Genomic DNA, 11,868 nt, shown 5'->3' on the forward strand with positions numbered 1-11,868 from the left:
GCCCGGCTACCATCGCCGGCATGGCACGCATCTCCCCCGGCACGACGCTGGACGTCCAGGCGATCGCCGACCTGATCGACCACGCGCTCCTCAAGCCGGAGCTCACCCCGCAGGAGGTCGCGGGCGACGTCTCGGACCTGGCCGAGCTGCAGATCTGGAGCGTGTGCGTCCGGCCCAGCGACGTGGCCGCGACCGCGGAGCAACTGCAGGGCCGGCACACGCAGGTGTGCACCGTCCTGGGCTTCCCGCACGGCACCACCAGCACCGCGGCGAAGGTCGCGGAGGCGCAGCAGGCGATGGCCGATGGCGCCACCGAGCTGGACATGGTGCTCAACATCGGCCGGCTCCGCGGCGGCGACCTGCAGGCCGTCGAGGACGACATCCGTGCCGTGGTCGAGGCCGGTCACGCGGGCGGTGCCCTGGTGAAGGTGATCCTCGAGACCGCCCTGCTCGACGACGAGCAGAAGCGGGCCGGCTCGGAGGCCGCAGCCGCCGCCGGCGCGGACTTCGTGAAGACCAGCACCGGCTTCGCGGGCGGCGGCGCGACCGTGCCCGACGTGCTCCTCATGGCCTCCAGCGTCCCGGACTCCGTGCAGGTCAAGGCCTCCGGAGGCGTGCGCGACCTGGACGCGCTGCTGGCCATGGTGGCTGCCGGGGCGGCCCGGATCGGCACCAGCTCGACCGCGGCGATCCTGGCCGAGGCGCGCGAGCACGACGGCCCGATCGTCGTCCCGGAGCCGGAGGCCGGCCGTGCCGCGGACGAGGGCTACTGAGCCGTCACCCTCTGCGCGCGTGTGTGCGCGGGTGATCGTCCTGGCCGGCCCGTCGGGCTCCGGCAAGTCGCGGCTCTCCGCGCACACCGGGCTCCCGGTGCTGCGGCTGGACGACTTCTACCGCGAGGCGGGCGACCCGGGCCTCCCGCTGATCGCCGAGGGCCCGAACGCGGGCCTGGTCGACTGGGACCACCCCGGCTCCTGGTCGCCGGAGGACGCGGTCGCCGCGCTGGAGGAGCTGACCACGACCGGACGCGTGGAGGCGCCGACCTACGACATCTCGACCAGCAGCCGCACCGGCAGCCACCCGGTCGAGCTCGGTGGGGCGCCGTACGTCGTCGCCGAGGGCATCTTCGCCCAGGACCTGGTCCCATTGCTGGCCCGCCGCGGGCTGCTGGCCGCCGCGTTCTGCCTGGACCAGTCGCCCCTCGTCACCTTCTGGCGACGGCTGCACCGGGACCTGCGCGAGCGGCGCAAGCCGCCGCGGGTGCTGGTGGCCCGGGGCCTGGCGCTGATGCGGGAGCAGCGGACGTTCGTCCGCCGGGCGGTGGCGCTCGGCTGCGAGGCCGCCCCTCCCGACGAGGTGCGCCGCCGGATCGCCGCGCTGGTCTCCACGCCGAGCGGCCAGCCGGTCTCCCGCGCCTGGGCGGCCACGGTGCTGGAGCACGCCGGCCGCCAACCGGACCGGCGCACCTGCGGGGCCGCCGTCCTGGTGGTGGCCCGCATGCTCGACGACGAGGCGTGGGCCGACGCCGTGCTCGCCGAGGGCGTGGCCGCCGAGGCACTCGCCACGCACGCCCGGGTCACCGGCCTCACCGACGCCACCGGGCGCACGCAGGCACCCTGGTGGCGTGCCTGGGGCACCCCGCCGTGGGCGGTGGCGCGCGAGCTGGCGACCCACGGCCCGCGCCGGGTCGTCGTACCGACCCTGCGCCGCCGGGACAGGCTGGCCGCACGGGTACGCCGTGCGGTCGAGGCCGGGCACAGCGTCGTCTGGTACGTCGGGTCCCGGCGCCTCCCCCGCCATGTCGTGCTGGTCGTGGGCGTGCAGGAGGGGGCCTGGCGGGTCTTCGAGCCCAGCACCGGGCGCGTGCTCGACGTCGGCGAGCAGGACTTCGTGTGCGGCCGGGCACGGGTCGCCGGCTGGCCCCGGACCTGGGCACTGGTGCTGCCCCGGGTCCGATAGGTTGCCCGGGAGGACGCCCCCAGCGGAAGGACGATCAGATGCGCGTGTTCACCAGTCTGGACGAGGTCGCCGGAGCGGTCGGCGAGCAGCTCGGCACGAGCGACTGGCTGAGGATCGACCAGGACCGGGTGAACCAGTTCGCCGACGCGACCGGCGACCACCAGTGGATCCACGTCGACGTCGAGCGCTCCAAGGACGGCCCGTTCGGCGGCACCATCGCTCACGGCTACCTCACCCTGTCGCTCATCCCCTACCTGGGCGCACAGGTTTTCGCCCTGGACACGCCCGGCGCGAAGCTGAACTACGGCGTCAACAAGGTGCGCTTCCCCAACCCCGTGCTCGTGGGCTCCCGGGTCCGCTCGCACGTCTCGGTCGCGGACGTCAGCGACCTGCCCAAGGGCAAGCAGCTGACGCTCAAGCACACCGTGGAGATCGAGGACCAGGACAAGCCCGCCTGCGTCGCCGAGACCGTGGTGCTGCTGCTCCCCTGACCGGACGCGGCGTCCGACGCCCCGCCGGCCCTCAGCCGATCCGGTCGATCACCAGCGGCGCGGGCTCGAACGAGGCGTCCTCGGAGACGTCGTACCCGCCCTCGAGCGCCGACAGGGCCCGCTCGAAGCGGGCCGGCTCGTCGGTGAGCAGGGTGAACAGCGGCTCGCCCTCGCGCACCCGGTCGCCGGGGCGGGCGTGCCAGACGACGCCGGCACCGGCCTGGACCGGGTCCTCCTTGCGCGCCCGGCCCGCGCCGAGCCGCCACGCCGCCAGCCCGACGGCCATCGCGTCCAGCCGGGTCAGCACGCCCGAGGCGGGCGCGGCCACCTCGTGGGACTCCCTGGCCTGCGGCAGCGGCGCGTCCGGGTCGCCGTCCTGCGCGGCGATCATCCGCCGCCACACGTCCATCGCCGACCCGTCCGCGAGCCTGTCGGCGGGGTCCACGTCGTCGCGTCCGGCGCCCGCGAGCATCTCGCGGGCCAGCGCGAGGGTCAGCTCCACCACGTCCTCGGGTCCGCCCCCGGCCAGCACCTCGACCGACTCGGCGACCTCGATGCCGTTGCCGGCGGTCAGCCCGAGCGGGGTGCTCATGTCGGTGAGCAGCGCGGCCGTGTGCACGCCGGCGTCGGTGCCCAGCGCCACCATGGTCTCGGCGAGCTCGCGGGCCCGGGCCTCGTCCTTCATGAACGCGCCCGACCCGACCTTGACGTCCAGCACGAGCGAGCCAGTGCCCTCGGCGATCTTCTTGGACATGATCGAGGAGGCGATGAGCGGGATCGCCTCCACCGTGCCCGTCACGTCCCGCAGCGCGTAGAGCTTCTTGTCCGCGGGCGCCAGGCCGTCGCCGGCGGCGCAGATCACCGCGCCGATCTCCTCGAGCCGGCGCAGCATCTCCTCGTTGGTCAGCGACGCCCGCCAACCGGGGATCGCCTCGAGCTTGTCCAGGGTGCCGCCGGTGTGGCCGAGCCCGCGACCGGACAGCTGGGGTACGGCGACCCCGCAGGCCGCCACCAGCGGCGCCAGCGGCAGGGTGATCTTGTCCCCCACCCCGCCGGTGGAGTGCTTGTCGGCGGTCGGCCGGGAGAGGGAGGAGAAGTCCATGCGCTCCCCGGACGCGATCATCGCGTTCGTCCAGCGGCTGATCTCGGGGCGGGACATGCCGTTGAGCAGGATGGCCATCGCGAGGGCGGACATCTGCTCGTCGGCGACGTCCCCCCGCGTGTAGGCGTCGATCACCCAGTCGATCTGGGTGTCGGTGAGCGGGTCGCCATCGCGCTTGGTCGAGATGACCTCGATCGCGTCGTGTCCGCTCATCCCACTCCCTCACCTCGTCCGGGCAGCAGCTCGTCGACCAGAGCGGCCGTCTCGGCGTCCACCGGGACGCCCGCGGCCTCCAGCACCGCCACCATCTCATCGGCGGCGAGCGCCACCGCCTCGGGGTCCTCGCCCCGGCTCTCCGCCCGCAAAAGGTCGCGCCAGAGCACCTGCGAGACCGGCGCGAACCGCAGCCCGGCTCTCGCGGCCGCGGCGCCGCCGGTGGGGTCGTCGGTCATCAGCTCGGCCAGCCGGTGGGCCACGTCGACGACCAGGTCGGTGGAGCGCTGCTCCAGCCCGGTGCGCACGACCCAGGAGTAGCGCCGGGCGGGGGCCCCCTGCAGCAGGGGGCCTCGGACCAGCTGGAGCGCCCGGCGCAGCAGCTCGGGCTCCTCCCGCTCCGAGGCGTCCCGCGAGCGGCGTGCCAGCACGCAGAAGGCGTGCCAGTCCACCCCGACCTCGGGCGCCAGCAGGAGCCGCCCGTCCTCGGTCTCGCGGAGCAGGTGGTTGCCGTCGATATCGGTGCCGAGCCAGTCGCGGACCCGGGCGATGGTGGCGTCCCGGACGTCCGAGGTGACCCCGCGCGGCCACACCGACGCCCCGACCACGCTGGGGTGAACGGGCTCGTTCTGCAGCGCCAGGAAGGTCACCAGCTCGGTGGCCAGCGGCAGGCGGGCCTCGTCCATCCGGCCCTGGCTGCGCACCTCGACCGCACCGAGCACCCCGACCCGCACCCGGGCACTGCTCCATGTGGAGTCGTCGCCCGCGCCGGCCGGCGTCGGCGGCACCGGCGGGCGCCCGTCGTCCTCACCCGAGCGGTCCACGGCCGCGTCGGCGAACAGGTCGGCCAGCAGCTCGGCGGAGTCCTCCCCGAGCCGGACCGCGTCGACGTCGACGTCGAGCAGCGGCAGCGAGAGCCGGCCACCGTCGTCCACGGTCGCGCGCCAGCGGCTCGAGGCGACCTGTCCGGCGACCACGATGCCCAGGCCGCGGGTCCCCTCCTGGGTGAGCGCGGTGAGCGAGTCGGCCGCGGCGGCGTCGGGCAGCGACCCGACGACCAGGTAGTGCGGGGTCTGGCCGGGCGTCCGCCCGAGCCGGCCGCTGAGCACCTGGGTCGCCGGCTGCTGGACCCCGGCGGAGCCGAGGTCGGCCACCGCCCGCTCCAGGTCGGGGGCGTCCTCCAGCGCCGGCGTACCGATCTCCGCCAACGCCGGGCCCAGGTCGTGGCCGAGCACCCGCTGGGCGTCGGCCCAGGGCGCGGTGACCAGCTGGACGGCGAGTGCGGCGACGACCTCGCGGGCGACCACGGCGGCGCCCTGGACGGCCACGATGCCGTCGGCGGACTCCAGGTCGAGCAGGACGTCGGCGCCGCTGTCGTCGCGGCCGATGCACACCAGGCCGGGGTACGGCGCGTGGCCGGCCCGGTCGCCCAGGTCGGTCTCGCGGTCCAGCACCCACGCGCGCCCGTCGTCCTCGACCGTCCAGCCGCCGGGGGCGTCGTGGTGCTGGCCCGCGAGGTTGAGCTGGATCCGCTCGTCGGAGACCGTGACCGCATAGACCGGAGGCAGCGTGGCGTCGTGGTCGCGGCATGCCGCACTCAGCGACCGCAGGGCGCGGTCGAGCCACGCGGTGCGCTCGGGGTCGGCGCCGGCCCGCAGGGCGACCTCGGCGTCCTCGGTCTCGGGGTCGGCCCCCTTGCCGTGCCGGCGGCGACGCTCGAGCAGCAGCGCTCCGAGGACGGCGCCGCCGAGCAGACCTCCGGCGAGCAGGTCGCCGGGCAGGGAGGAGCCGCTCTCGGTCGCCTGCTCCTCGGCGGCCTGGACCGCAGCGGTCTCCGCGGCCCGCTCGGGCGCCGGCGTCACCGCCTGGGCGGGGGCCTCGGTGACCCGCTCGAGCCCGGTGGCGTCGTTGGGCATGATCAGCACCCAGCCCGGCTGGATCAGCCGGCCGAGCACGAGCTGCTGACCGTCGGGCTGCATCCGGTGCTGGTTGAGCTCGTAGATCTCCTTCCAGCGCCGCCCGTCGCCCAGGTGCCGCTCGGCGATGTCCCACAGGTTGTCGTGGTAGTGGCCCTCCGGCGGCTTGACGATCGCCACCTTCTTGCCGATGACGTCGGTCATGTCCGCAGGGACTCCGGCGACCGAGAGCTGGCGCGGGGCCTGCTCCTGCTCCTGCTGCTCGGCCTCGGCCTGCTCGTCCTGGCCGCCGGGGCCCTGGTCGCCCGCGGTGGCCGCTGCCGACGGCGTCTCCGCCGGGGAGGGAGCCAGCTCGGCGGCCGCGGACGCGGCGCCGGTGGAGCCGAGCACCGAGGCGCCCACCAGGACGGTGCCGACCAGGGCACGCGCGGCCGCCTGGGCGGGGCCGGAGAGGGGTACGGCGCGGGGCAGCCCGCCGCCGCGCACGAAGCTGACCGCCTCCACGACGGTGCAGACCGCGAACTGCAGCCAGGCCAGCCAGACCACCACGCGCAGCACCACGAGGAGGGTGTCGACGCCGATCTGCTGCGTCAGGTCCTCCCGGGAGGGCACGCCCGTGGGCAGGGGCGGGGGGCCGGTGAGCAGCCAGAGGAGGACCGGGACGCCGACCAGCAGGGCGAGCAGGGCGAGGCCCGCCAGCACCGCCCGGCCGAGGGAGATCTCGGCGTCGTCCTGAGGCCCGACCGAGAACCGCTCGGGCCCTCGGGTGTCGGTGGGTGTGCTCACTGGGTCACCGCCTCTGCCGTCGCCACGGCGTTCACCTCGAAGGACCGGACGCCGACCAGGCTCAGCAGCACGGTGTTCACCCGGTCGCTGGCGCCGACGGTCACCTCGTCGGCGGTCACGTTCACCCCGGCGTTGTTGTATCCGAACCGGGCGATGAAGCCGCTGGCGGCCTGCTGCGCCGCGGCCTGGTCCAGCTGGACCACGTCGTTCTCCCGCAGGGCCAGCTCGTCGATCTGCTGGGCACCGGCCCGGGCCGCCTGCTCGGTGTCGTCGGCGAGCTTCATCCGAGCGTTGAGGGCGTTGCCGCCGTCGACCACGAGGCCGGCGACCGCCAGCAGGGTGATCGCCATCCCGACGACGAAGGCGGTGGCCGTGCCGCGGTCGTCGCGTCGGCGGAGCACGGAGACCACTCGTGCCCTGATCATTCGTACCTCCGGTAGGGGTCGAGCGGCGCCGCGCTGGACGCGGAGATGCCCACGCTGCCCGGCACCCCGAGGAGTCCCAGCTGGGCATAGGAGACCTGGCAGTCGAGCGAGACCTCGATCTCCCCGCCCGGGCCCCAGGTGCCGACCTGATGACTGGGAGGACGACGAACCGGACTGGAAGGTGACGCAGAGTTCGGCGACCGCCATCACCGACGGCTTCGACACTGGTGATCCCGCAGTGGAGGGGTCCTACGCGAAGGCACGCAGGACGCGGGCCACGGAGGTCACCTACACCGCTCCCAACCGAGCCAACGGAGGACGCCACACCGTCTGGTCGAGCGTGCGGCGTGTCGGTGCGGATCGGTTCACCGTCACCCTCGTGGCGCCGGCCGGTACCAGTTTCGAGGAGCTGAAGAACGCGGTCGAGCCGACAGTGGCGGAAGGGTCCTGCCCCTGAGCTCAGCGCCCCAGATCCTCCGACCCGAACGCATCCGGCAGCACCTCTGCCATGGTCCGCTCGCCGGAGACGGTGAGCAGCAGCAGGTCGGGGCCGCCGTTCTCCCAGAGCAGCTGACGACAGCGGCCGCACGGCATCAGCACGTCCCCGTTCCCGTCGACGCACACGAAGTGGGTCAGTCGCCCGCCGCCGGTCAGGTGCAGCTGCGAGACCAGCCCGCACTCGGCGCACAGGGTCACGCCGTACGCCGCGTTCTCCACGTTGCACCCCGTCACCAGCCGTCCGTCGTCGACCAGCGCCGCGGCGCCGACGGGATAGTTGGAGTACGGCGCATACGCGCGGCCCATCGCCTCGGTCGCAGCAGCGCGCAGGGGCTCCCAGTCCACGGCCACGTCAGCTCTTCACGTAGGGCTGGCCGTCCGCCGCCGGGGGTCGCACCCGGCCGACGAACCCGGCCACCGCGATGACGGTGATGATGTACGGCGCCGCCGAGAGCAGGTCGCCGTCGATCTTGGTCAGCACGCTCAGCTGATCGCGGAGCGCGAGCATGAAGCCGAAGAAGACCGCCGCCAGCGACGCGCCGATCGGGTGCCAGCGGCCCATGATGACCGCCGCCAGCGCGATGAATCCCTGCCCGTTCGAGGGGTTCTGGTCGAAGGCACCCGTCGACCCGACGGTGAAGAACGCTCCGCCGAGGCCGGCGAACACTCCCCCGAGCAGCACCGCGGACCAGCGCATCCGGGCCACGTTGATCCCCACGGTGTCCGCGGCCTTCGGGTGCTCGCCGACGGCCCGGACCCGCAGCCCCCAGCGGGTCTTGTAGAGCAGCCACGCCACCAGCGCGACGGAGACGTACATGATGAAGACCAGGATCTTGTGGTCGAACAGCGCGGCCCCGATCACCGGGATGTCCGACAGTCCGGGGATCGCGATGTCGCTGAGCGTGGGCGGCTCGTTGAGGTAGGCGTGCAGCTCCGGGTTGGCCTGGGTGCTGGGGATCTGCCCGAGCAGGAAGTTCGTCAGGCCCAGCGAGAGCGCGATGAGCACGACGCCCAGCACCACCTGGTTGATGTGGAAGCGGATCGCGAACCAGGCCAGCAGGGCGGCCACCGCGACCCCGGCGAGAGCGGCGCCCACCAGTCCCATCTCGGCGCTGTAGGCCAGCGACGCGGCGACCGCACCGAAGAAGGCGCCCATCAGGAACTGACCCTCGATCGCGATGTTGATGACACCCGAGCGCTCGCACAGCACCCCGGCCAGGGCACCGAGCACCAGCGGGGTGGCGTAGATGATCGTCTGCCGCAGCGGGTTGACCATGGTGATCGCCCCGATGCCGGGGATCGGCTCCTGGTCGGCGTAGTACCAGACCAGGAACCCGACGATGAAGGCCAGCCCGGCCAGTGTGCACAGCACCGCGCCCGGCCAACCGCGGGGCACCCGGTTGACCGCCGCCAGGGCGAGCACCAGCACCACGACCGCGAACGCGATCCAGCCGACCAGGATCCCGTTCATCTCGCTGCGGGTGTCCACCGTCGCCTGGCGCTCCAGGGTGAAGTAGACGGTCGGGTCGTCGATGGACAGCACGAACAGCAGGAGGAGTATGGCGGCCACCGCGAGTGCGACCACCAGCTTCACCTGCCGGAGCACGTCGGCACGGTCGCGGACATCGACCTCCCCACCGGGGGTCTGCTCGATCGTCGTCGTGGTCATGCCTCGACCTCCTGTGCCTTGGCCGCGAAGGCTGCCTCGGGGGTGCGGTCGCGATCGCGGCGGCGGATCAGCGCGCCGACCAGCGCCGGGGCCGCGACGAACAGCACGATCAGCGCCTGCAGCACCTGTGCCAGATCGGGGGAGGTCGCGACCCGGGTGGCCTCCATCGCCCCGCCGCCGACCTGCAGAGCACCGAAGAGCAGGCCCGCGAGCACACTGCCCAGCGGCTTGCCGCGGCCCAGCAGGGCCACGGTGATCGCGTCGAAGCCGATGGTCCCGAAGAGGGTGTCGCTGATCGCGAACCGGTCGCCGTTGACCAGCATCGTGGCCGCCAGCCCGGCGAACGCGCCGGCGAGCAGCATCGCGACGGTGTAGGCCTTGGACACGCTGATGCCGGCGGTGCGGGCCGCGTCGGGGTTGCTGCCCACGGCCCGCAGCTCGAAGCCCAGCGTGGAGCGGTCCAGCAGCCACCACAGGAAGACCGCCGCGAGGAGAGCCACCACGATGCCCAGGTGCAGGCTGCCGATGGAGGGGTACGCCGCGCTGTCGGCCACCCGGTCGCTGATCGGCTCGCTCTGGCCAGGCCGCTGGAACGCGGGGTTGAACAGCGCCCAGGCCAGGATGCCCAGGGAGGCGATGTAGTTGAACATGATGGTGGTGATCACCTCGTGCGCACCGGTCTGCGCCTTCAACAGCCCCACGATGCCGCCGTACAGGCCGCCGGCCAGAACGCCCGCGGCCACCGAGACCACGAGGTGGATCCCGGGGGGCAGGTCCCACGTCCACCCGACGTAGCCCGCGGCGAGCGCGGCGACGATCAGCTGGCCCTGGGCGCCGATGTTGAACAGCCCCGCCCGGAAGGCGAGGGTCACGCCCAGACCGGCGCAGATGAGCGGCGCGGACCGCTCGAGGGTGTCCACGATCGCGCCGGGGCTGCCGACCGAACCGTCGACCATCGCGAGGTAGGAGGTGGAGACGGCGTCCCAGGAGTAGCGGAAGAAGTCCCAGGGGTAGGAGAAGAAGTAGGACAGGGAGTTGAGCGACTGCTCGTAGCTCAGCGAGATCAGCACGGCGCCGACCAGGAGCGCCATCACGATGGCCAGGAACGTGGTCACCACGGTCTCCCGGAGCCCGGACAGGTCGCGCCGGGGCGATCTCGTCTCGCGCTTCGCCGCCGGCTCGTCGGCGGTCTTCTCGGTCGCCCGACTCATGCGGTGGCCTCCTCGTCCTCGCCGCGGCGGCCGCCGGCCATCAGCAGCCCGAGCTCCTCGCGCGGGGTGTCCGGCGGCACGATGTCCACGATCCGGCCGTCGTACATCACCGCGATCCGGTCCGCGAGGGCATAGACCTCGTCCAGCTCGGTCGACACGATGACGACCGCGACTCCGTGGTCCCGCTCGGCGACGATCCGACGGTGGATGAACTCGATCGACCCGACGTCCACGCCGCGTGTGGGCTGCGCCGCGACCAGCAGCTTCAGCGGCCGGGAGAACTCCCTGGCCACCACGACCTTCTGCTGGTTGCCGCCGGACAGCGCGGCCACCGGTGTCTCCTGCGAGGGGGTGCGGATGTCGAACTCCTCGATCCGGTGGGTCGCGTTCGCCGAGATCGCGCCCAGCTTGAGCGCCGGACCCTGGGAGAACTCGTCGTTGCGGAAGAGGTCGAGCACCAGGTTCTCCCGGACGCTGAAGTCGCCGACGTAGCCGTCGTGGCTGCGGTCCTCGGGGATGTAGCCGATCCCGGCCTCCAGCCGCTGCCGCGGGCTGTGCCGGCTCAGGTCCTCGCCGGCAAGGCGCACCAGGCCGGCGTCGGCCTTCACCAGGCCGAGCATGGCCTTGACCAGCTCGGTCTGGCCGTTGCCCTGGACTCCGGCGATGCAGAGCACCTCGCCGGCCCGGACGTCGAAGGAGACGCCCTTGACCACCTGGTGGCCGCGCGGGTCGGCCAGGACCAGGTCGCTGACCTCGAGCACCGGCGCACCGGCGTCGAGCGGCTTCTTGTCGACCACGAGTTGGACCGCGCGGCCGACCATCAGCTCGGCCAGCTCGGCCTGGCTGGCCTGCGGGGACGTCGTACCGACCACCTTGCCGCGGCGGATGACGCTGATCCGGTCCGCGACCTCGCGCACCTCTCGCAGCTTGTGGGTGATGAAGATGATCGAGGTGCCGCGCTCCTTGAGCTCGCGCATGATCCGGAAGAGCTCGTCGGTCTCCTGCGGGGTGAGGACGGCGGTGGGCTCGTCGAGGATGAGCACCTTCGCGTCGTGGGTGAGCGCCTTGAGGATCTCCACCCGCTGCTGCACGCCGACGGGCAGGTCCTCGACCAGGGCGTCCGGGTCGACGGCGAGGTTGTACTCCCGGGAGAGCTCGCGCACGCGGTCGGCGGCCGCCGACCGGTTGAGTACGCCGGCACCGCGGGTCTGCTCGCGGCCGAGCGCGACGTTCTCGGCGACGGTGAAGACCGGCACCAGCATGAAGTGCTGGTGCACCATCCCGATGCCCCGGTCGATGGCGTCGCGCGGTGAGGAGAAGGTCACCGGCTCGCCGTCGATGAGGATCTCGCCCTCGGTCGGCTCCAGCAGCCCGTAGAGCATGTTCATCAGCGTGGACTTGCCGGCGCCGTTCTCCCCGAGGAGACAGTGGATCTCGCCCTCCTCGACCGTGAGGTCGATCGAGTCGTTGGCGGTGAAGGAGCCGAACCTCTTGGTCAGTCCGCGGATCTCAAGCTGCATGCTCGCTCCTGGGTCGGGTGCGGAGGGCGCACGGCCCGAGGGCCACGGCCGGCCTCGCCGGTCGTGGCCCTCGCGTTT

General features: G+C 73.1%; 10 protein-coding genes. 3 read left to right on the forward strand and 7 right to left on the reverse strand.

Annotated features, from left to right (window positions below; genetic code table 11):
* The first annotated feature begins 20 nt into the window (after positions 1-20).
* The 3 genes from deoC to K8W59_RS12565 are packed head-to-tail and all read left to right on the forward strand — an operon-like array spanning position 21 to position 2,450.
* The gene (gene deoC, locus K8W59_RS12555; RefSeq protein ID WP_223394338.1) at positions 21-773 is read left to right on the forward strand and encodes a deoxyribose-phosphate aldolase; all 753 of its coding nucleotides are present in this window, start codon (positions 21-23) and stop codon (positions 771-773) included.
* Between the two features lie 19 nt (positions 774-792).
* On the forward strand, positions 793-1,959 hold the full coding sequence (locus K8W59_RS12560) for a uridine kinase family protein (RefSeq protein ID WP_223394340.1): 1,167 nt from the start codon (positions 793-795) through the stop codon (positions 1,957-1,959).
* 38 nt (positions 1,960-1,997) lie between these two features.
* Positions 1,998-2,450, forward strand: coding sequence for a MaoC family dehydratase (locus K8W59_RS12565; RefSeq protein WP_223394342.1), 453 nt, complete (start codon positions 1,998-2,000; stop codon positions 2,448-2,450).
* Positions 2,451-2,481: 31 nt separating this feature from the next.
* Here the strand turns inward: K8W59_RS12565 and K8W59_RS12570 are convergent, their stop codons facing one another.
* From K8W59_RS12570 to K8W59_RS12600, 7 genes are all read right to left on the reverse strand, one after another.
* On the reverse strand, positions 2,482-3,765 hold the full coding sequence (locus tag K8W59_RS12570) for a thymidine phosphorylase (protein ID WP_223394344.1): 1,284 nt from the start codon (positions 3,763-3,765) through the stop codon (positions 2,482-2,484).
* A complete protein-coding gene (locus K8W59_RS12575; RefSeq protein WP_223394346.1) occupies positions 3,762-6,467 on the reverse strand; it encodes a bacterial transcriptional activator domain-containing protein in 2,706 nt (901 codons plus the stop codon). The genes K8W59_RS12570 and K8W59_RS12575 overlap by 4 nt, the downstream gene beginning before the upstream one ends.
* Entirely contained in the window at positions 6,464-6,892 is a 429-nt protein-coding gene (locus K8W59_RS12580; protein ID WP_223394348.1) for a TadE/TadG family type IV pilus assembly protein, read from the reverse strand. Before K8W59_RS12580 ends, K8W59_RS12575 begins: the two co-directional genes overlap by 4 nt.
* Before the next feature lie 459 nt (positions 6,893-7,351).
* Positions 7,352-7,741: a cytidine deaminase gene (locus K8W59_RS12585; RefSeq protein WP_223394350.1), complete on the reverse strand. Its 390-nt coding sequence runs from the start codon at positions 7,739-7,741 to the stop codon at positions 7,352-7,354.
* 1 nt (position 7,742) lies between these two features.
* A complete protein-coding gene (locus K8W59_RS12590) occupies positions 7,743-9,059 on the reverse strand; it encodes an ABC transporter permease (RefSeq protein WP_223394352.1) in 1,317 nt (438 codons plus the stop codon).
* Positions 9,056-10,270, reverse strand: coding sequence for an ABC transporter permease (locus tag K8W59_RS12595; RefSeq protein ID WP_223394354.1), 1,215 nt, complete (start codon positions 10,268-10,270; stop codon positions 9,056-9,058). Before K8W59_RS12595 ends, K8W59_RS12590 begins: the two co-directional genes overlap by 4 nt.
* Complete coding sequence (locus tag K8W59_RS12600) at positions 10,267-11,790, reverse strand: ABC transporter ATP-binding protein (RefSeq protein WP_223394356.1); 1,524 nt, start codon at positions 11,788-11,790, stop codon at positions 10,267-10,269. The genes K8W59_RS12595 and K8W59_RS12600 overlap by 4 nt, the downstream gene beginning before the upstream one ends.
* Positions 11,791-11,868: the final 78 nt, after the last annotated feature.

Origin of the sequence: Nocardioides rotundus (assembly GCF_019931675.1) — a bacterium.
Classification (GTDB): domain Bacteria; phylum Actinomycetota; class Actinomycetes; order Propionibacteriales; family Nocardioidaceae; genus Nocardioides; species Nocardioides rotundus.